The sequence below is a fragment of the Pseudomonas sp. TE3899 genome, from assembly GCF_056279105.1.
In genome coordinates this window covers 2434899-2454555 of record NZ_JBWBQR010000001.1, presented here as the reverse complement: position 1 = coordinate 2454555, position 19657 = coordinate 2434899, and the positions used below count along the sequence as shown (strand labels likewise).

16 protein-coding genes are annotated in these 19657 nt (G+C 61.3%); 8 read left to right on the top strand and 8 right to left on the bottom strand.

Annotation, left to right across the window (positions count from 1 at the left end; translation table 11 throughout):
- Positions 1 to 64: 64 nt before the first annotated feature.
- Together ACZ89E_RS11010 and ACZ89E_RS11005 are read right to left on the bottom strand one after the other, a co-directional pair.
- On the bottom strand, positions 65 to 970 hold the full coding sequence (locus ACZ89E_RS11010) for a hypothetical protein (protein WP_476255641.1): 906 nt from the start codon (positions 968 to 970) through the stop codon (positions 65 to 67).
- Entirely contained in the window at positions 963 to 1541 is a 579-nt protein-coding gene (locus ACZ89E_RS11005; RefSeq protein WP_463260142.1) for a DUF6932 family protein, read from the bottom strand. Before ACZ89E_RS11005 ends, ACZ89E_RS11010 begins: the two co-directional genes overlap by 8 nt.
- A 159-nt stretch (positions 1542 to 1700) precedes the next feature.
- Between ACZ89E_RS11005 and ACZ89E_RS11000 the strand changes: the two genes are divergently transcribed.
- Positions 1701 to 3512 (top strand): ABC transporter ATP-binding protein, encoded by a 1812-nt coding sequence (locus ACZ89E_RS11000; protein ID WP_476255640.1) that lies wholly within the window; start codon positions 1701 to 1703, stop codon positions 3510 to 3512.
- On the opposite strand, the gene ACZ89E_RS10995 is transcribed toward ACZ89E_RS11000, so the two are convergent.
- A complete protein-coding gene (locus ACZ89E_RS10995; RefSeq protein WP_149658747.1) occupies positions 3509 to 4465 on the bottom strand; it encodes an alpha/beta hydrolase in 957 nt (318 codons plus the stop codon). The genes ACZ89E_RS11000 and ACZ89E_RS10995 overlap by 4 nt on opposite strands.
- 343 nt (positions 4466 to 4808) lie before the next feature.
- On the opposite strand from ACZ89E_RS10995, the gene rbsK reads away from it, so the two are divergent.
- Genes rbsK through ACZ89E_RS10980 form a run of 3 tightly spaced genes read left to right on the top strand, consistent with a single transcriptional unit; the run spans position 4809 to position 8146 of the window.
- Complete coding sequence (gene rbsK, locus ACZ89E_RS10990) at positions 4809 to 5738, top strand: ribokinase (RefSeq protein WP_149658746.1); 930 nt, start codon at positions 4809 to 4811, stop codon at positions 5736 to 5738.
- A 21-nt stretch (positions 5739 to 5759) separates the two neighbouring features.
- Complete coding sequence (fucP, locus tag ACZ89E_RS10985) at positions 5760 to 7091, top strand: L-fucose:H+ symporter permease (RefSeq protein ID WP_133837028.1); 1332 nt, start codon at positions 5760 to 5762, stop codon at positions 7089 to 7091.
- The gene (locus tag ACZ89E_RS10980) at positions 7088 to 8146 is read left to right on the top strand and encodes an aldose 1-epimerase family protein (RefSeq protein WP_476255639.1); all 1059 of its coding nucleotides are present in this window, start codon (positions 7088 to 7090) and stop codon (positions 8144 to 8146) included. The genes fucP and ACZ89E_RS10980 overlap by 4 nt, the downstream gene beginning before the upstream one ends.
- On the opposite strand, the gene deoR is transcribed toward ACZ89E_RS10980, so the two are convergent.
- Positions 8139 to 8903: a DNA-binding transcriptional repressor DeoR gene (gene deoR, locus ACZ89E_RS10975; protein WP_149658743.1), complete on the bottom strand. Its 765-nt coding sequence runs from the start codon at positions 8901 to 8903 to the stop codon at positions 8139 to 8141. The two genes, ACZ89E_RS10980 and deoR, sit on opposite strands and share 8 nt — an antisense overlap.
- Before the next feature lie 128 nt (positions 8904 to 9031).
- On the opposite strand from deoR, the gene deoC reads away from it, so the two are divergent.
- The gene (gene deoC, locus ACZ89E_RS10970; RefSeq protein WP_476255638.1) at positions 9032 to 9715 is read left to right on the top strand and encodes a deoxyribose-phosphate aldolase; all 684 of its coding nucleotides are present in this window, start codon (positions 9032 to 9034) and stop codon (positions 9713 to 9715) included.
- Here deoC and ACZ89E_RS10965 read toward each other — a convergent pair.
- Together ACZ89E_RS10965 and ACZ89E_RS10960 are read right to left on the bottom strand one after the other, a co-directional pair.
- Positions 9709 to 10710, bottom strand: coding sequence for an NAD(P)H-quinone oxidoreductase (locus ACZ89E_RS10965; protein ID WP_149658741.1), 1002 nt, complete (start codon positions 10708 to 10710; stop codon positions 9709 to 9711). The genes deoC and ACZ89E_RS10965 overlap by 7 nt on opposite strands.
- A 59-nt stretch (positions 10711 to 10769) precedes the next feature.
- Positions 10770 to 12014 carry a YbfB/YjiJ family MFS transporter gene (locus ACZ89E_RS10960; RefSeq protein ID WP_476255637.1) on the bottom strand — a complete coding sequence of 415 codons (1245 nt, stop codon included), beginning with the start codon at positions 12012 to 12014 and terminating at the stop codon, positions 10770 to 10772.
- 113 nt (positions 12015 to 12127) lie between these two features.
- On the opposite strand from ACZ89E_RS10960, the gene ACZ89E_RS10955 reads away from it, so the two are divergent.
- Complete coding sequence (locus ACZ89E_RS10955) at positions 12128 to 13003, top strand: LysR family transcriptional regulator (protein WP_149658739.1); 876 nt, start codon at positions 12128 to 12130, stop codon at positions 13001 to 13003.
- Between the two features lie 148 nt (positions 13004 to 13151).
- On the opposite strand, the gene ACZ89E_RS10950 is transcribed toward ACZ89E_RS10955, so the two are convergent.
- Complete coding sequence (locus ACZ89E_RS10950; protein ID WP_476255636.1) at positions 13152 to 13874, bottom strand: pirin family protein; 723 nt, start codon at positions 13872 to 13874, stop codon at positions 13152 to 13154.
- Between the two features lie 343 nt (positions 13875 to 14217).
- Here ACZ89E_RS10950 and ACZ89E_RS10945 point away from each other — a divergent pair, with 343 nt between their 5' ends.
- Positions 14218 to 15168 carry a GlxA family transcriptional regulator gene (locus ACZ89E_RS10945; protein WP_476255635.1) on the top strand — a complete coding sequence of 317 codons (951 nt, stop codon included), beginning with the start codon at positions 14218 to 14220 and terminating at the stop codon, positions 15166 to 15168.
- 186 nt (positions 15169 to 15354) lie between these two features.
- Entirely contained in the window at positions 15355 to 16824 is a 1470-nt protein-coding gene (locus ACZ89E_RS10940; RefSeq protein WP_476255634.1) for an ATP-binding protein, read from the top strand.
- Here ACZ89E_RS10940 and ACZ89E_RS10935 read toward each other — a convergent pair.
- Positions 16789 to 19578, bottom strand: a complete 2790-nt coding sequence (locus tag ACZ89E_RS10935) for an ATP-binding protein (RefSeq protein ID WP_476255633.1) — start codon at positions 19576 to 19578, stop codon at positions 16789 to 16791. The genes ACZ89E_RS10940 and ACZ89E_RS10935 overlap by 36 nt on opposite strands.
- Positions 19579 to 19657 lie beyond the last annotated feature (79 nt).

Below are 19657 nucleotides of genomic sequence, written 5' to 3'. Positions count from 1 at the left end.
GGAAACAGCCCATCCCCTCTAATAGCAGAGAGGGCTGTCTGTACTCCTTGGTCGAACCTCTGAATCAGTCAGTCCACGGAAACTGCTGCAGAATATAGCGAGGTTTACTTGAGCCAATTCGCTTGGCACTCAATGTCACATCGTAAGTTTTATAGAGATGTAGATTCACAGCATTGGGGTTTGGGAGATCTCTCGCAATCCCTCCGTAAATGACCAGTCCATCGGCAGTCTTAAATTCAAATGACCGCTTGTCTGGAAGCGCTCCAATAAACTCACCCGTGAACGTCTCTACCGTTTCCTGAATGTTATCCAGGTTCAGCCGAGCCTTGCTGCGTCGAACCTGCTCGCTATCAGTGAATTGAAACTGTTTGGTGCGGGTGGTCAGCGAGCAAGAAGCGTCGTAGCTGGAAAGCTTTCCCAAAAAGTCCGAAACGCTGGATATCGCTCTATCGGCAAGCCGTGAAACAGGCTCGGAGAGTTCTTCATCACTTTTGGTTGTGGCCTCCAACAATTCAGCCATCAGATCAATAGCGAGTGACACTGATGTCGTGCCCTCAATCTCAAGCTGCGCTTGCGCGGGTACTTCCTCCAGCTCGAACCCAAATGAACCCAAAGCGGTTCCCGTTATAAGTAATTGATTATTCGATCGGTTTGGAATGGGGCCTTTGTCGGCAAGCGTGCCGGAGATCGAAGCGGCAATGGTGGCAATAGCCTCGCTGAATGCCTGAGTCGCCGCAGCACCAAACTCGGCTAAAACGCCATGCGTCCCCCAAACAGGCGCTCCACGATAGGTAAGGATGACTTTTGCTGGTTGATAGGTGTCTTGGCTATTCGCCTCCAGATACGATTTTGCTTCATCTATCCGAGAGCGCATGGACATGGCAGAAAGCTTGCTCAGTCCAGGCTTTTCCAGCTGCTTCTCGAGGAAAAGAAGTTCTGCCGATTTATGCAGGTATTCATTCCTATTCATGAGCGAGCTCCTGTTTGCGAGCCTTCAACATGGCGAGTGCTTCTTGATCCTGCCGAGGAGCCAGGTCGACCCGTAGAAATCCCTTCCATTGCTTTGATCTTCGGTGGGACCACATGCTGTACCAGTACGATGCCATTTCTACCAAGCGCTCTGGCGCATCAGTGAGGGATTGAACATAAAAATCAACCTTGAACTGACTTTTTATGAAGGACTGATCCTCCCGTGTTGCTCCCAATAATCTTAGTTGATCCGGCTGCAGGCCATCGTAGAACTCGTCCCCCTCAAAAGTGAACGTAACGACATCGATGTCTCTGGGGGCACGTTGATCAGACAGCTCGATGTTCTCCGTGAAACTTCCATCCAGCCATTGGAAGCCTTCAGCCATGCCCATTCTGTGCAGCTCAGAACGGTGTAAGAGATAGCCTTCCAAAATAGCACATCGGTCCAGATTGCTCGCGAAGCGGTCTACGAACGCCAATAGATCAACCTCGTAGGGAGATCTGTCCATCCCGGCAGGATTATGCTCATTGATTGGGGGAATAAGTCCCTCTGGATTCCACTCAGGTATCAATCCCGGCCTCCTTGCATAGCGGTGTGATTGGCGACCGATCCTCATCCGGCTGCGTGTATGCGTCAAGCGAACAAACGTTACAGTTCTTTCGCTCTTTCCCCATCTCCGAGCTGAAGTACCATGGCGCATCGCCGTCCGTCCCTGCCGAGCCTCTCCCCCATGCCAACCCTCACCCGTTTCGCCGCTCTGCTCGACCAGGCAAAACGCGCCTTGCAATTGGTCTGGGGCACCTCCCGCGGATTATTCCTCGGCCTGGTCCTGGCTACCCTGATCGCTGGCGTGCTCCCCGCACTGGCCGCCTGGCTCGGCCAACGCATCGTCGACGCGGTGGTGTTCGCCATGCAGTTACACGCGCAGCAGGGCAGTGCGCCGTTGTGGCCGGTGGTGCGTTATGTGTTGTTTGAGGCGGGTGTGCTGGCGTTGTTGTCCGGGACGCAACGGGCGTTGTCGGTGCAGCAGTCGCTGTTGCGGGTGCAGTTGGGGCAGAAGGTCAACACGTTGATTCTGGAGAAGGCCCAGACGTTATCGCTGGTGCAGTTCGAGAACTCCGAGTTCTACGACAAGTTGGTGCGGGTGCGGCGCGAAGCTTCGACCCGGCCGCTGGCGTTGGTGATGAAGTCGTTGGGGCTGATCCAGAACCTGATTGTGCTGATCAGTTTCGGCGTGCTGCTGGTGCATTTTTCGCCGTGGGCGCTGGTGTTGCTGGTGGTCGGTGCGTTGCCGGTGTTTTTTGCCGAGGCGCATTTTTCCGGGGATGCGTTTCGGCTGTTCACCCGGCGCGCGCCGGAGAGTCGGCAACAGAGCTACATCGAAACGCTGCTGTCCCATGAGAGTTACATCAAAGAGGTCAAGCTGTTCGGCTTTGCGCCCTTGCTGTTGAAGCGTTATCGCGACACGTTCAAGCGGCTTTACGCCGAAGACAGACGCCTGACCTTGCGCCGCGATGGCTGGGGTTTTGTCCTTGGGCTGCTGGGCACCGGGGCGTTTTACCTGGCGTATGCCTGGGTCGTGGTCGACACCGTGCATGGCCAGATCACTCTCGGGCAGATGACCATGTACCTGGTGCTGTTCAAACAGGGGCAAACCGCCGTCAGCAGTAGCCTCAGTGCGATCAGTGGTCTGTACGAGGATGGCCTTTACCTGTCGGCCCTCTACGAATACCTGGCCGAACCGGTGGTCAGCGATACCGGCCATTTGACCGTGGGCGCCGTGCCCGGCGATGGGCTGCGTTTCGAGAACGTGGGTTTTCGTTATCCAGAGGCCAGTCGTGCGGCGCTGGAGGGCATCGACTTGCACCTGGTGCCGGGCCGAAGCGTGGCACTGGTGGGTGAGAATGGTTCGGGCAAGACCACGCTGATCAAACTGCTGACCCGGCTGTATCGCCCGGATCAGGGCCGTATCCTGCTGGACGGCAGCGACCTGCAAGACTGGGAAGAGGATGCGTTGCGGCGGCGTATCGGGGTGATTTTCCAGGACTACATTCGCTATCAGTTCTCCGTGGGGGAGAACATCGGCGTTGGCGACACCCTGGCCTTCGACGATGAACAACGCTGGAAAGAAGCGGCGGCCGAAGGCATGGCCGCGCCGTTTATCGAAGGGTTGGATCGCAGTTATGCCACGCAACTGGGACGCTGGTTTGCCGGGGGCCAGGAGCTGTCTGGCGGGCAGTGGCAGAAGATTGCCTTGTCCCGTGCCTACATGCGTCGTGATGCCGACATCCTGATCCTCGACGAGCCGACCTCGGCCCTCGACCCGGCGGCGGAAGCGGCGGTGTTTGCGCATTTCAGCGAGCACACCCAGGGCCGCATGACGCTGCTGATCTCCCACCGTTTTTCCAGTGTGCGCAACGCCGATCACATCATCGTGCTGGATCAGGGCGCGATCCTGGAGCGTGGCGATCACGACAGCCTGGTGGCGGCGGGCGGGCGTTATGCGCAGCTGTTCGATTTGCAGGCGCGGGGTTATCGCTAGGCCTTGCGGGCACCTTGAGTAACTGTTGGCCCGGCGACCTGTGCCGGCTTGGCTTTCATCAGGTTGTCGATGGCCTGGCGATACTGACTGCCACCCAGGCTCATGCTGTTGTTGTGCGTGCCGCCGGGTATCAACAACAGGCGCTTCGGCTCGTTGGCGGCGTTGAACAACTGCTGGCTGAAGCGCGACGGCATGAATGCATCGGCCAGACCGTGGACCACCAGCAAGGGCATGTCGATGTCGGTGATCTTGTCGATGGAATCGAATTTCTGCGACAGCAGCCAGCGCACCGGCAGGGATTTCACTGGCAGGTTTTCGTCGGCCACTTGCGCGACGGCATCCCCCAGCGTGGTGAAGGTGGATTCGATCACCAGCCCGCGCACCGGCACCGCGACGTGATCCTTTTTCGCCTGCGTGGCCAGGTCTGCCGCGAGGTCGATGGCCACCGCACCACCTAACGAGTGACCGTAGATCAGGCGTTTGTTCGGGTCCGGTTGCATCGCCTTGAAGCGTTCCCAGGCGACCCGGGCGTCTTCGTAGACGCTGGCTTCCGACGGCAGATCGCCCTTGCTCTGGCCAAACCCGCGGTAGTCGATGGCCAGCACCGAATAGCCCATGGCCCGCAATTGCTCGATGCGAAACGCCTGGCCGGTGAGGTTCCAGCGCACACCGTGCAAATAGAGGATCGACGGCGCATCACGGCGCGCGGCCGGCCACCACCAGGCATGCAGGTTTTGATTGCCCTTGAAGCTGGCAGGCTTGATGTCGAATTCCTGAACGTCCTGCGGCAAGCCGCGATACCACCCGGCCGTGCCCGGCTCGATCCGAAACAGCAACTCGCGCTCTTTGTACTTGAGCACGCCGCAACTCGCCGGCAAACCGACAATTAGCAGCGCCATGCACAACGATGAAAACCAGCGCCGACGCAAGTGGCTCATGAGGGGAGTAAGCATCCAGCAGTCCAGTCGATCAGGGGAAAGCACGGGTTTTAACAGATGCGCGTGGGGGAGGGGAATTATTTCGATGGTCGTGTGTGTTGCAGGATCATTCGCCGCAAGTCCCCTGTAGGAGCGAGGCTTGCCCGCGAAGGCGTCGGGACAGTCAGCATCGATGTCGCCTGACACACCGCCTTCGCGGGCAAGCCTCGCTCCTACAAGTGAATTGGCGCAAAGCCATTCGTCTTAGCTTGTCTACTCGCTCAATAAAAAAGATTGAATAATCACACCAAATGTTATTTAAATAACAAAACAACAGCGCCGACGTCAGTCAGGCAAGCCGTATCAAGGTGGGATAGCAATGAGTAAGATCGCAGTCATCGGCAGCAATATGGTGGATCTGATCACCTACATCGACCGCATGCCGGCCCAGGGCGAGACGCTGGAAGCGCCGGGTTTTGCCCTCGGTTGCGGTGGCAAGGGCGCCAATCAGGCGGTGGCGGCGGCCAAGCTGGGGGCGGATGTGTTGATGCTGACCAAGGTCGGCGACGACATGTTTGCCGACAACACCCTGGCCAATTTCCAGCGCTTTGGCATCGACACCCGTTACGTGCAGCGTGTGCCCGGTGTGTCCAGCGGCGTGGCGCCGATTTTCGTTCAGGCCGATTCCCACAACAGCATCCTTATCGTCAAAGGCGCCAACGCCCATCTCGCCCCGGCGGATATCGACGCCGCCGCGCCCGCCCTGCGCGAGTGTTCGCTGATCGTGCTGCAACTCGAAATCAATGTGGAAACCGTCTACCACGCCATCGAATTCGGTCGCGAACACAGCATCCCGGTGCTGCTCAACCCGGCACCGGCCTTGGCGGGCCTGAGCCGTGAACACCTGGCGCAACTGGATTTCCTGGTGCCCAACGAGTCCGAACTGGCGCTGATCAGCGGCCAAACCGTCGACTCGCCTGAGTCCGCACTTAAAGCCGCCAAGACCCTGGTCGCCAGCGGCATTCGCCACGTGATCGTGACCCTCGGCCAACAAGGCGCGCTGTACGTCGGCGAGGAGGGCGAGTTCCAGATTCCCGGCCTGCGCGTCAACGCCCGCGATACCACTGGCGCCGGCGATGCCTTCATCGGTTGCTTCATCCAGCACTGGAGCCGCGACCGCGATATCCGCGCCGCCATGACCCAGGCCGTGGCCTATTCCGCGTGCTCGGTCACCGGTCTCGGCACCCAGACTTCCTACCCGGACGCCAGCGCGTTCGCAGCATTCCAGCGCCCATTCGGCACCCTTTAAAACCCCACCCGGAGAACAACAATGACAAAGCCTCCGCTCCAACAGACGCCCGATGGTTTCTACCTGAACCGCACGCCGTGGTTCGCCTTCATCCTGCTGTGCAGCATCTTCGCGCTGTGGGCGGCGGCCGCGAGCATGAACGACGTGCTGATCGCGCATTTCAAGAAAGCTTTCCTGCTCAGCGATTTCCAGACCGCGTTCGTGCAGTCGGCGTTCTACCTGGGCTACTTCTTCGTGGCGATCCCGGCGGCGCTAGTGGTTCGGCGTTTCAGCTACAAGACCACCATCCTCATCGGCCTGATGCTGTACATGTTGGGTTGCCTGTTGTTCTTCCCGGCAGCATCGACGGCCAAGTACGGCATGTTCCTGCTGGCGCTGTTCGTGATCGCGGCGGGGCTGTCGTTCCTCGAAACCGCGTGCAACACCTATTCAACGCTGATGGGCCCACGGGAAACCGGCACCCGGCGCCTGAACATTTCCCAGACCTTCCACCCGTTCGGCGCCATGGCTGGGGTGTATGTCGGCAGTTTCGTGATGTTCAAGGACACCGACGCCACCCGCGAGCAGCTCACGCAAATGAGCGCCTCGGACGCGGCGGTGCAGCAGCTGCAAATGATCCAGTCCACCTTGCTACCGTACAAATGGATGATCGCGGTGCTGGTGCTGATGTTCATCCTGATCGCCATCACCCGGTTTCCGGCGTGTAAAGGCGTGCAGACCGCCAGCAAGAAAACCGCCAGCCTCGGCCAGAGCCTGTCGCGGCTGTGGGGCAACAAGCGTTTCACCTTCGGTGTATTGGCGCAGTTTCTCTACGTCGGCGCGCAAGTCGGGGTGTGGAGCTTCACCATTCGCCTGGCCATGCAATTGGGCGGGATGAACGAGCGCAGCGCCTCGTGGTTTTTGCTGACGACCTTCGCCGCGTACTTCATCGGCAAACTGATCGCCAACGTGCTGATGCGCAAACTGCACCCGGCCAAGGTGCTGGCGGTGTATGGCGTGCTGTGTATTGTGTTGCTGGCTTACACGATTCTGGTGCCGAACATCACCGCGGTGTATGCAGCGGTCGGCGTGAGCGTGTTCCTCGGCCCGTGCTGGCCGACCATTTATGGCCTGACCATCGATGGCCTCGGTGAAGATACCGGCGTCGGCGGTTCGCTGCTGGTGATGAGCATTGTCGGTGGCGGGGTGATTCCGATCTTCCAGGGCCTGCTCTCGGATTACAGCGGCGGCAACATGCAACTGGCCTACAGCGTGCCGTTGCTGTGCTTCATCGTGATCGTCGCCTACGCGGTGCGCTGCCTGCGTCATTCCGCCAGCGAACGGGCACCGGTGGGTGCGGCGGTGACCTCATGAGCACGCGGATCAATCTCTATCCGGCGCTGTTTGGCGAGGCGCCAAAGGTACTGTTGAAATCAGAGCGTTTCACCGTCAGCGCCAGCATTTATCCCAGCGGCGTATTGGCGCTGGAACTGACCAACAGCCGTGGAAAACTGGTGGTGCTGCCGTATCAGGGCCAGATGATCTGGGATGCGGTGTTCGACGGCTGCGACCTGACCATGAGCAACCTGTTCAGCCAGCCCAAACCGAGCCCGACGGTAATTGGCACCTACGGCTGTTTCATGTTCCACAGCGGCCTGCTGCGCAACGGTTGTCCGACGCCTGAGGACGACCATCCGCTGCACGGCGAAATGCCCTGTGCGGCAATGGATCGCGCCTGGTTGGAAGTCGGTGAAGACAGCGCCGGCCCCTTCCTGCGATTGGGCGGCGAATACGAATATGCGCAGGGGTTTGGCGACCGCTACCTCGCCAGCCCGAGGGTCACTTTGCGTGCCGATTCGGGGCTGTTCGATATCGCCATGACCGTGACCAACCTGGCCGGCAAACCCATGGACCTGATGTACATGGCCCACATGAATTACGCCTACGTCGAAGGCGCACGGTTTATCGAGCCGTTGGGATTTGACAAGGTGCGCCTGCGCAGCAGCGTGCCGGCCCACGTCAAACCGACGCCGGCCTGGAGCCGCTACATGGAGCAGTTGGCGCTGGAGCCGGAGCAGTTCCGCTGCCTGGATCAGCCGGAGCTTTACGACCCGGAGATCGTGTTTTTCTTCGACGGCGTAAAGGCCGATGCCAACGGTGATGCACATTTCCTGCTGAGCCACCCGGACGGCGCCGCGTTCTACACCCGTTATCGCCCCGACCAGTTCGACCACGCTGCACGCTGGATCCTGCACAACGCCGATCAGCAAGTGGCGGCGTTTATCTTGCCCGCCACTTGCGAACCGGAAGGCTATCGCGCCGAATCCGCCAAGGGCCATGTGCGCGCCTTGGCGGCGGGGGAGACGGCGGCGTTCAAGGTCACCACCGGTTATCTGAATCAGGCCGAGCAACAAGCCTTGATCAGATAATCAACTGTGCGCCGCTGGCCTCGATGGCATCGCGGTAAGCCTTGGGGATTTTCTTGTCGCTGACCACGTACTGGAAATCCTCAAGGGCGGCGAAATGCGCGGTGCGCACGGTGTCGAACTTGCTGTGGTCGGCCAGCAACAAGCGTTGTTGCGCCTGGCGCAGGACCTTCTGCTTGACCTCCACTTCATTGAAATTGAAGCAGGTCACGCCGAAGTCCTGGCTGACCCCGGCGGCGGAGACGAAGGCCCAGGTCAGGCGCACGCTGTCGAGGATGCCAAATTCGGTCTGGTTCTCGAACACCTGGTTCTTGCGGTGGAACGTGCCACCGCACACCACGATGTGGCAGTTGGGCTTTTGCGAGAGTTTGAGCAGCACGTTCAGGGAGTTGCACACGGCGGTGAATTCGAGCTCATCAGGGATGAAGTCCACCACGAATGGCGTGGTGGTGCCGCAATCGAAAAACACCGTGTCGCCGGGCTGGATAAAGCGTGCGGCGAGTTTGCCGATGCGGCGTTTTTCCTCGACGTGGCGGGTGTCCTGTTCTGCCACGCGGTAATCGCCCGGTTCGTTGCCGTCGTGGATCTTGGTGATGTAGCCGCCGAGCAGGCGCAAGTGGTCGGTGTACTTGGTCAGGTCGCGGCGCAGGGTCATCTCCGACACGTCCAGCAACGCGGCCATTTCGCGCAGGTGAATGGCGCTCTGGTCTTGCAGGGCTTGTTGAATCAGCTTGAGACGCTCGGCTTTTTTACTGTCCACAGGCATTCCGGGGTTGATTGTTGATGTTATTTAAGTAACATTAATTGTGATTTTTGTAACGTTTTTGCGCAAATGATCCTCGATTGTGGCGCAGGGGCATTTGAATATACAAACAGGAGTTTTTTGCGATGGCCCATCTCCCACCCCAGGCACTGGCGCAGTACATCGATCACACCTTTCTGGCGCCGGACGCCAGCCGCGAACAAATCACTACCCTGTGCCGAGAGGCCGTAGAGCATGGTTTCTATTCGGTGTGCGTGAATTCCGGGCAAGTGCCTCTTGCCGCGCAGAGCCTGACAGGCCACAACGTCAAGGTCTGCGCGGTGATCGGCTTCCCGCTGGGCGCCGGTTTGAGTGACACCAAGGCCTTCGAAGCCGAGCGGGCGATTGCCGCCGGCGCTGGCGAGATCGACATGGTGTTGAACATCGGCTGGCTGAAGGACGGCTTGTTCGCCGAGGTGCAGGACGACATTGCCCAGGTCAAACAGGCCTGCGGCAGTGTGCCGTTGAAAGTGATCCTGGAAACTTGCCTGCTCACCGACGCCGAGAAAGTGAAGGCCTGCGAAATCTGTCGCGAGCTGAACGTCGCGTTCGTCAAGACCTCCACCGGTTTCAGCCGCAGCGGCGCCACCGTCGAAGATGTCGCGCTGATGCGCCGCACTGTGGGTGCGGACATCGGCGTCAAGGCTTCGGGTGGTGTACGCGACTACCCGACTGCACTGGCGATGATCGAGGCCGGCGCCACCCGCCTGGGCAGCAGCTCCGGCATCGCGATCATCGGTGGCGCGCAGTCGGCGGGCGAGGGTTACTGATCCATTTTCAAAACGATCTTGCCGATGTGATCGCCGGCCTCCATCCGCGCATGGGCTTGCGAGGCGTCGGTGAACGGGTAGACCTTGTCGATCATCGGCAAGCAACGCCCGGCCGACAGCACCGGCCAAACGTATTCATACAGGCCCTGGGCGATGGCGGCTTTTTCTTCCTGGGTGCGTGAGCGCAGCAGGGAGCCGGTGATGATCGCGCGCTTGGCCATGATCGCCAGCAGGTCGACACCGTCGGCATGGGCGCCGCCGAGGAAGCCGAGCATCACCAGCCGACCTTCCATGGCCAGGGCGGCCACGTTGCTGTTGAAGTACGAGCCGCCCATGATGTCGAGGATTACATTCACCCCTTTGCCGGCGGTTTTTTCGGCGATGACCTGGGCGAAATCCTGATCGCGGTAGTTGATCGCCTTGGCCCCCAGCTTACGGATCACGTCGCACTTTTCCTCGCTGCCGGCGGTGGCGAATGCCTCGACACCGAACTCGCGGCAGAGCATCAACGCCGTGGTGCCGATGCCGCTGGTGCCGCCGTGGATCAACGCGCGTTGGCCTTTGCTGGCGCCGCCCATTTCAAACAGGTTGGCCCAGACCGTGAAGAAGGTTTCCGGGATGGCGGCGGCTTGAATCCAGTCCATGTCATCGGGAATCGGCAGGGTCTGGCTGGCCGGGGCCACGCAATACTGCGCATAGCCGCCGCCGTTGGTCAGGGCGCAGACCTTGTCGCCCAACACAAACTCACTGACCCCTTTGCCGATGGCGACCACTTCACCCGCCACTTCCAGGCCGGGGATCGGGCTCATGCCGGGTTTCATCGGGTACTTGCCGGCGCGCTGGATCACGTCGGGGCGATTGACCCCGGCGGCGTGGACGCGGATCAGCACTTCACCGGCGGCGACCGTGGGCATCGGCACGTCTTTCGGTTGCAGGACCTCAGGGCCACCGGGTTGGGTGATTTCGATGAGGGTCATGGTTTGGGGCAGGGTCATTTTTGGGTTCCTGTTGGGGAAGGTGGTTATCAGGTGGGACCGTGAGTTGTGGTCGAAGATCAAAAGATCGCAGCCTCGTTGCTCTCGACAGCGCCTACAGGGGGAGGGTTGCGATCTTTGATCCTGGCGATTAACCGCATCGCCAATTCCAAAACCAATGCCACCACAATGGCCCCGCAGGCAATGACAAACAACAACGCATGATGCCCGCCACTGGCGTTGAAAATCGCCGAATAGGCAAACCCGGTCAGGGCCTGGAACGTGGCAAACGATACCGTGGCGCGGCTCCAGGCGATTTGCTGTTGATGATGGTTGGGCACCAGTTCATGCACCCGAGCCAGCGCCAGCGGCACGATGCCCGGCGGGAATGAACCGAGGATCACCGCCAGAAGCGCCAAGGCCAGGAATGAGCTGCAAGCTGCCAGCAAAGCAAGGGCAATCGCCTGCACCACCAGCACAATCCGAATGCTCAACCGTGCGCCGAGTTTGTCGGCGAGAAAACCATAGCTCACCGGCCCGACAATCGCCCCCAGGCCATACATGACCCAGATCAGCGCGCCCACATGCGCCCCGGCGCCGAGGCCGCGAGCGACGAAGTCCACCAGGAACACCATCGCCGGCACCAGCCCGGCCGCCATGAAAGCGTACTGGGCGAACAACAGGTAAAGGGCTGGCGGGGTTGGTGACTTCAGGCTGTCGCTGTTCACCGGTGCCGCGTGTTGCGGCGCGGTGGTCGGCCAGCCAAACCAGCTCGCGGCGGTCAGCACCAGGGCCAGCAAACCCAGGCCGAACCAGGTGTTCTGCAAACCCAGGCTCAACAGCGGCGGCACAATCGTCCCCGAACCGGCAATGCCCAGACCGATGCCGAGAAAAATCGCACCGCTGGCCAAGCCCCGACGGGACACCGGCACATGAGGCAACACGGTCGCCGCCACCAACACCATGATCGCGCCACCGGCCACCCCAGACAGCAAGCGCCAACCGAAGAACCAGCTCACCGACAACGCAAAGCCACAGGCAAAAAACGACAGCGTCACCGCGAGCATCATCAGGCGCAGGGCGCTGCTGTTGCCCACGCGGCGCGCCAGTGGATGACCGATCAGCGCGCCGATCAGGTAACCGACGAGGTTGGCGGCACCGAGGTACACCACGTCATTGGCGGAAAACCATTGCGCCTGGATCAACGCTGGAATCAGCGGCGTGTAGGCAAAACGCGCCAGGCCAATGCTGACCAGGCTGGCGCAGAGTCCGGCGAAGATCGGCAGCCAGATCGCGCTGGGGCGGGTGGTTGATGTGCTGTGCATGAGAACGGTCCTGTGAGGTTATCTCTGGCCTTCAGCCTATCGAGGTTTATTGATGCAGTAATGCAGCGATTTCGCGCTACAGTGATGCGTATATGCAGCGGCAGGAGAACGCTATGAATTGGGATGATGCGCGGGTGTTTCTGGCGGTGTGCCGTGAATCGACATTGCGCGGCGCGGCGCGGGTGCTGGGGGTCGATCAGGCCACGGTCGGGCGGCGGGTCACGGCGCTGGAGAAGTCCCTGAGCGCGACGTTGTTCCTGCGTACCTCCGAAGGTTATGCGCTGACGGCGGTGGGCGAAGCGGCGTTGCAGGCCGTGGAAAAAATGGAGGTGTCGGCGTTGGAGTTGCAGCGGCAAATCCAGGGTTTGGATGACCGGCTGACCGGGACCGTCCGCGTCAGTACCACCGATTCGCTGGCCATCGATTTCCTGATCCCGGCGATTGCCCGGTTGCACGACAAACACCCGGATGTACGGGTGCAACTGGACGCGTCCACGCAAATGATCAGCCTGGCCAAGCGCGAAGCCGACATCGCGGTGCGCAACGCCCGGCCGGACAACCCGGACCTGATCGCCCGACGCATCGCCCGTTGGCCGGTGGGGCTGTTTGCTTCCCAAGGCTATGTGGACGCCCATGGCGTGCCCGAGCCGGGTTCGGCGTTTGAAGGGCATGATCTGGTGGTGTACCAGCCGTATCTGGCGGGCAACAAGGAGATGACCCTGGTGTCGGAGCCGCTGACCCGTGGGCGGATTGTTTCAAGTCTGGGGTCTGGGTTGCTGGTGCGTCGATCCATCGCAGCGGGGATCGGGGTGGGCGAGATTCCGGTGTACATGGGCGAGCGGGATGGGCTGGTGCGGTTATGGCCGGAGCGTACGCGGCCGGTGCCCTATGACGTGTGGCTGGTGACCCATGCGGATCTGCGGCATACGGCGCGGGTGAGGGCGGTGATTGATGAAATCGTCGCCGGGTTTTCCGGCACGGGTGATTAATCGTTGGCAGACACAAAACCTGTGGCGAGAGGGCTTGCCCCCGTTGGGTCGCGAAGCGGCCCCAAGAAGGGGACTGCTGCGCAGTCCAACGGGGGCAAGCCCCCTCGCCACAGGTGAGTAGTCGCCGCGACTTTATCTCAGCTGAGGATCATGGTATTTGCGGCAGTTCCTGCGGCCGCAAGTCAAACACCAACACTTCGGCATCCACGCCATTGCTCAAGCTCAACAGCTGCTCATCCCGAACCCGCACGCCATCGCCTTCCTGCAGTTGCATGCCATTGAGTTCAACGCTGCCGCGCGCCACATGCACATAAGCGTAACGATTGGCCGCCAGTTCCAGCGTCGCGCTTTCCTTGCCGTCGAACAGCCCGGCATACACCCGCGCATCCTGACGCACCGTCAGCGAACCCTTGGCCCCGTCCGGGGAGATGATCAGTTGCAGGCGCCCACGTTTTTTCTGGGTGCTGAAGTGCTCTTGCTGATAACGCGGTTTGGCGCCGCTGACCTCAGGCACGATCCAGATTTGCAGGAAGTGCACGCCACGGGTGGCCGAGTGGTTGTACTCGCTGTGCGCCACGCCGCTGCCGGCGCTCATCAATTGCACATCGCCAGGGCGGATCACCGAACCGGTGCCCAGGGTGTCCTTGTGTTCCAGCGCGCCTTCGAGCACATAGGAGAAGATCTCCATGTCCCGGTGTGGGTGCTGGCCAAAGCCTTTGCCCGCCGCCACGCGGTCATCGTTGATCACCAACAGGTCGGAAAAACCCTGCTCTTTCGGGTTGCGATAATTGGCGAAGGAAAAGGTGTGGAAGGACTTCAACCAACCGTGATTGGCCGCGCCGCGATCCGAGGCTTTGCGAAGGGTCAGCATGATGAAATCTCCTGTCAGGACGTGAATTCGTCCGAGTGAGGAGAAGGTTAATAGTTACTGGCTGACGCAATAAGTAGATGAAAATTGAAATACTGTCCCTCTCAGGTTGACAGTTTTGTGGGGCCGTTCACGTAATCTCCCCCGACACAACCGCCACACTTGGCCATAATGCCAACCACACAACCGCGTAGGAGCGAAGCTTGCTCGCGAAGGCGGCCTGACATTCACCGATGATGTTGACTGTCAGACCGCCTTCGCGAGCAAGCTTCGCTCCTACAGGGGATGGCGGTGTTAACAGGTAGCGGGAATATTCTCTTTTTATGACTTCGATGATGTTGAACCCATGAAAACCGTGGCAATGGTGCTGTTCCCCAACTTTCTGCTGCTCGACATGGCCGGGCCGATGGAGGTGTTTTCCATCGCCAACCGTTATCTGCCACCGGACGATCACTACGTGCTGTCGACCATCGGCACCGAGCACGGTCCGTTGCGCGCATCCAACGGCGTCAACGTCCAGGCCGACGTACACATCGATCAGGCCAGCGAACGCTATGACCTGTTGCTGATCCCCGGCGGCCCCGGCGCCTACAACGAAAAACCCCAACCCTTGCTGGCCTGGTTGCCGGGGGCCGTGGCCCGCGCCGGACGTTATGGCTCGATCTGCACCGGGGCCTTCATGCTCGGGCATGCCGGGTTGCTCGACGGTTTCCGTGTGACCACCCACTGGCACTACACCGAACGCCTGATCAAGGGCTTTCCGAAGGCGAAGGTCGAGACCGATCAGATCTACGTCGAGGACCGCAACCTGATCACCTCCGGCGGCGTCACCGCCGGCATCGACCTGGCATTAGCGGTCGTCGCTCAGGACCATGGCAAAAAAGTTGCCCAGGACGTGGCCAAGGTGTTGCTGGTGGTGATGAAACGCCAGGGCGGGCAGGCGCAGTTCAGTCCGTTGATGGCCACCGTCGCACCTCACGAAACGCCGATCACCCGCGTGCAGAACTACGTGCTTGAACACCTCGATGAAGCCTTCAGCATCGAACGCATGGCGAGCCTGGCGAACATGAGTTCACGCCACTTCGCCCGGCTGTTTGCCCGGGAAGTGAACATGACACCCATGGAATTCCTGCAAAGCGCGCGCATCGACCACGCCCGGCAATTGCTGGAAACCAGCGACGCGCCGCTCAAGACCGTGGCCTATAAAAGCGGCTTCGGCAGCGTGCGTCATATGCGCTTTCTATTCAGCGAGAAACTCGGATTGACCCCCGCGCAGTACCGCGAACAGTTCAGCTAGAGCTGTTGTGTCCGTTCTGCGCACCGCGATGTCCGTAACGCTCCCCGTGCAGTCGTTGTACGTTCATCGAGGCCTGCCAAGATACCGGTGAACTCTTTGCGATGGAGATGCAGGAGCCTGGTTGGACGTGTGCGATGGACCTTTCAGTACCTTGAGCCCAACCCGGTCTTCAGCACGTAAACGTGCATGAACAGCCTTACAGATCTAAACAGCGATGCGGTGCTGCGATTCGGCCCCTACGCGTTCCACTTGAGCCAACGGCTGATCCTGGAGGGGGATCGGCCGCTGCGCATGGGCGGGCGGGCGCTGGACATTTTGCAGGTGCTGGTCGAGCGTGCCGGGCAGGTGGTCAGCAAGGACGAATTGATCGCCCGGGTCTGGCCGACGTCGGTGGTCGAAGAGATCAACCTGCGGGTGCACATTGCGGCTTTGCGTCGGGCGCTGGGCGATGGCCAGAACGGCCAGCGCTACATCGTCAACATTCCCCAGCGCGGCTACAGTTTCATCGCCCCGGTGCTGCGGGCGCAGGAAGGTACGCTGGTGTTCAGCGACAGCGTGCACCCACCCCTGCACAACCTGCCGGCGCGGCTGACGCCGGTTACCGGTCGAGACTCGATCGTCGGCAGCGTCGTGCGCCAGTTGCCGGTGCGCCGCTTCATGACGCTGGTCGGCCCGGCCGGTGTCGGCAAGACCACCGTGGCGTTGCGCGTCGGCGAGTTGCTGTTGCAGCACTATCGCGATGGGGTCTGGTTGATTGACCTGACGCGCATTGACGACCCGGCGCAGGTGGTCGATCACCTGACGCATACCCTGGCCTTCGACACAGGTTTGAGCTCCCGGCATGCCTTGCTGGTGCTCGATAACTGCGAGCACCTGCTCGAACGTTGTCGCACGCTGGTCGAGGACTTGCTGGCCACGGCGCCACGGCTGTCGATCCTCGTCACCAGCCGCGAACCCCTGCAAGCCCTGGACGAAACCGTGTTGCGCCTGCCACCCCTGACCGTGCCGCCGGCGTCGGCGTTGTACAGCGTGGCTGAGGCAATGGGCTATTCGGCGGTGCAACTGTTTGTCAGCCGCGCCCGCGCCCGGCAGCAGGGTTTCACCTTGCGCGAACAAGACCTCAAAGCCGTGCGCGACATCTGCCGCCGACTCGACGGGTTGCCGCTGGCCATCGAACTGGCCGCTGCACAAATCGACGCCTTGGCGCTGGTGGGCCTGCAAGCGCAACTGGACAACTGCTTCCAGTTGCTGACCCAGGGCCGGCGCACCGCCGTGCCGCGCCACCAGACTCTCAAGGCTGCGCTGGACTGGAGCTACGAGCGCCTGAGCCCGCTGGAGCAAAGGGTGTTGCAGCATCTGGCGGTGTTCAAAATGGCCTTCACCCTCGACGCGGCGATTGGCGTGATCAGTTGTGCGGTGTTGCCGCCCATGCACCTGTTGGCCATGGTCGAACAACTGGCGCACAAATCGCTGCTGGCGGTCGAAGAGGTCAACGGCACACCGCGTTATCGCTTCCTCAACACCACACGCACCTATGCCCTGGAGAAACTCGAAAACAGTGGCCACCTGCACGCGCTGGAACTCAGTCATGCGCACTACAACAGCCGGGCGCGCTGGATCTCAGGGGCGCAATTGCCCGTCGAGCTCATCGAGTAGGCGCCGGACTTTCGTCAGGTCTGGCGTGGCAAAACCCTCAGTGAACCGCCCATAGATCGGCGCCAGCAGCTCATAGGCTCGCCGGCAATGTCCCTGACGCTGCCAAAGCTGCGCCAGCGACGTCGCGCTGCGCAGCTCCCAGGCCAGTGCGCCTTGATCCTTCGCCACCGCCAAGGCTTTGAGCAGCACGGCTTCGGCCTCGTCCGGGCGCTTTTCGCTGAGCAGCGCATCGCCTCGGGCCCGAAAAATCTCTGCCGTGCTCCAACCCGCCGCGCCACTTTCCGCCCGCGCCAGCAGGGCCTCATCCGCAACGCCTGCGTTGAGCGTCAGCATGATCTCTTTGACCAACCCGGCATTCGGCTGCGCGGGCAGCGGCCCCTCGACACCTTCGATCACCTGCGCGTATTGCCGCGCCCAGTTGTAAAACAGCAGCACCGAATGCTTCTGCGCCTGCTCCAGCAACAGACGCAGGAGGTCGCGGGCGGTAACGCTGTCGCCGTTGTACTGGGCGATCACGCACCCGGCCAGCGCCAGGGTGTAGCAGATCGACGTGCCGTGGTTGATCTGCAGCGCAATGTCCAGCGCCTGGCGCGCGGTACGCCAGGCTTGTTCCGGGTGGCCTTGCAGCCAGAGGATGCGCGCCAGAATGGTCAGGGCGGCGACGCTCTGGTCGTACTGCACGCCAAAACCGTGGGTGAAGCGGTTGAGGTGACCGCTCTGGGTCATGCGCTGGATGACCTGCTCGGCGTTGTCCCGCGCCCGTGGCTGATCCCCGGAAAAGTGCTGGGCCAGCACCTGCAAACGGTGGGTGCTGAGCGACAACAGTGGGTCGCCCTGTACACCCAATTGATCGAACTGGCGGCTTTGCTCCAGGGCCATCTGGTAGTTGCCGCAACACAGATTGACCGCCATGTGCCCGGACACCGCCCGCAACTGACCGGCGACATCGTTGCAGCGTTCGGCCAGGGTCCGGGCGCTGACGAAGGCGTCGACGGTTTCGGCGGTGCCGCCCTGGGCGTGGTAGCAGGAACTGCCCAGGGCAAGCTTGAGGGCGATGGTCAGGTGAGGGCAGGGCTCGGCGGCGGCTTCGAGCAAGGCCAGGGCCCGGCGCACGTACACGCCGTGTTCCTTGAGCAGCGACAGTTCCTGCCACAGCGGCATCGACGTGGCGGTCAGACGGATCGCCAGCGCCTGCGGCCCGTTCGCGTGCAAGCCCCATTCGAGGGTGACGCGAATGTCTTCCAGGCTTCGGGCGTAACGCTCGATCCACAGGTGCGTTGGGGTTTTCTCCCAGTCCTCCTGGGCCTGGTCCATCAAAGCCAGGCAGCGCTTGGCATGCCGTTGCCGAGTGTCCGGCAGTTCGCCGGCCAGGTGCAGTTTTTCCAGGGCGTAGCTGCGGGTGGTGTCGAGCAGGCGATAGAACACCTCTTCGTCGCCGACCTCCACGTTCAGCAAGGACTTGGCCACCAGTTGGGTGATCGAGGCAAACACTACGTCAGGCTCGATGTGCTCACCGATGATCACCGCCGCCGCAGACTCCAGGGTGAAACTGTCCCTGAAAATCCCCAGGCGGCGCAGGCAGGTTTGCTCGCAGGCACTGAGCAGTTCGAAGCTCCAGTCCAGCGTTGCGCGCAAGGTCTGGTGACGGCCCAACGTGGCCTGACTGCCTTGGGTCAGCAGGCGAAAACTGCCTTGCAGTTGCGTGTGCAAACCACTGATGCCGAGGTGGGCGACTTGCGCCGCCGCCAGTTCGATGGCCAGCGGAATGCCGTCCAGACGCTGGCAAATCTCAATCGCCAGGGGCAGTTCCGCATCGCTCAATTCGAAACTGTCGTGGCTGGCCATCGCGCGCTCGACGAACAATTGCAGCGCAGAAAAACTCAGGGCCTGGGCGCGATCCAGCACCGCGATCGGCGGCGGGCAGTCGAGGGATTCCAGGCGCTGCACGTACTCACCTTCGGCCCGCAGGCTCTCGCGACTGGTGGCCAGGATATGCACCTGCGGCGCACTGCGCAGAATGCTTTCACAGAGCAGCGCAATCGCATCGATCAGGTGTTCACAGTTATCGATCACCAGCAGCATCTGCCGCTCGCGCAGGCAGGTCGCCAGATCGCGCATCGGCTCGCCGTCGTGCAGGACCAGGTTCAGCAGCGTGGCCAGGTGCGCGGTGATCATCGCCGGGTCAGTCAGCGGGGCGAGGTCCAGCAGGCGAATGCCGTCGCGGTAGTGTCCGATCAGTTGCTCGGCCACCCGCAGGGCCACGGTGGTCTTGCCGATACCGCCGGGGCCGACCAGGGTAATGAAACGCTGGCGAGCCAGGTGCGTGACCACACTGTCCACCAGCGGCTGACGGCCGATCAGGCGGGTGCGGCGCACCGGCAGGTTATGCCGTTGTGGCTCGAGCGCATTGGGATGTCGTGCGATGGACTCCAGGGAAAACGGCGCGACAAAACTGTACCCACGCTGGGCCACGGTGACGATGTAGCGCTGGCCGGCCTGGCCGTCCCCCAGCGCCTTGCGCAGCGCCGCCATGTGCACGCGCAAATTGATGTCTTCGACCACGCTTTTGGGCCAGACCCGGGCGATCAATTGTTGCTTGCTGACCACGTTCCCGGCGTGTTCCAGCAGGATCAACAGAATGTCCATGGCGCGCCGACCCAGGCGCAGGGGCTGGTCGCCTTCCAGGATCAGACGCTGTCCGGGATAGATCCGGTAAGGGCCGAACTGCACGGCCTGTTCGGGGGAAAGGGTCAACGGGTCACTCCTGCTTGCATCCGTCTAGTACGCGGTTTTCCGAGCATATTCCTCAGGATAGTCCGGCAGTGCAATGAGG

Excerpts from the sequence above, each read along its gene's own strand:
- ACZ89E_RS11010 (WP_476255641.1), bottom strand. The coding sequence starts at position 970 with ATGAATAGGAATGAATACCTGCATAAATCGGCAGAACTTCTTTTCCTC.
- ACZ89E_RS10995 (WP_149658747.1), bottom strand. The coding sequence starts at position 4,465 with ATGCTTACTCCCCTCATGAGCCACTTGCGTCGGCGCTGGTTTTCATCG.
- ACZ89E_RS10960 (WP_476255637.1), bottom strand. The coding sequence starts at position 12,014 with ATGCACAGCACATCAACCACCCGCCCCAGCGCGATCTGGCTGCCGATC.
- ACZ89E_RS10945 (WP_476255635.1), top strand. The coding sequence starts at position 14,218 with ATGAAAACCGTGGCAATGGTGCTGTTCCCCAACTTTCTGCTGCTCGAC.
- deoC (WP_476255638.1), top strand. The coding sequence starts at position 9,032 with ATGGCCCATCTCCCACCCCAGGCACTGGCGCAGTACATCGATCACACC.
- fucP (WP_133837028.1), top strand. The coding sequence starts at position 5,760 with ATGACAAAGCCTCCGCTCCAACAGACGCCCGATGGTTTCTACCTGAAC.
- ACZ89E_RS10940 (WP_476255634.1), top strand. The coding sequence starts at position 15,355 with ATGAACAGCCTTACAGATCTAAACAGCGATGCGGTGCTGCGATTCGGC.
- ACZ89E_RS10965 (WP_149658741.1), bottom strand. The coding sequence starts at position 10,710 with ATGACCCTGCCCCAAACCATGACCCTCATCGAAATCACCCAACCCGGT.
- ACZ89E_RS10980 (WP_476255639.1), top strand. The coding sequence starts at position 7,088 with ATGAGCACGCGGATCAATCTCTATCCGGCGCTGTTTGGCGAGGCGCCA.
- rbsK (WP_149658746.1), top strand. The coding sequence starts at position 4,809 with ATGAGTAAGATCGCAGTCATCGGCAGCAATATGGTGGATCTGATCACC.
- ACZ89E_RS10950 (WP_476255636.1), bottom strand. The coding sequence starts at position 13,874 with ATGCTGACCCTTCGCAAAGCCTCGGATCGCGGCGCGGCCAATCACGGT.
- ACZ89E_RS10955 (WP_149658739.1), top strand. The coding sequence starts at position 12,128 with ATGAATTGGGATGATGCGCGGGTGTTTCTGGCGGTGTGCCGTGAATCG.
- ACZ89E_RS11000 (WP_476255640.1), top strand. The coding sequence starts at position 1,701 with ATGCCAACCCTCACCCGTTTCGCCGCTCTGCTCGACCAGGCAAAACGC.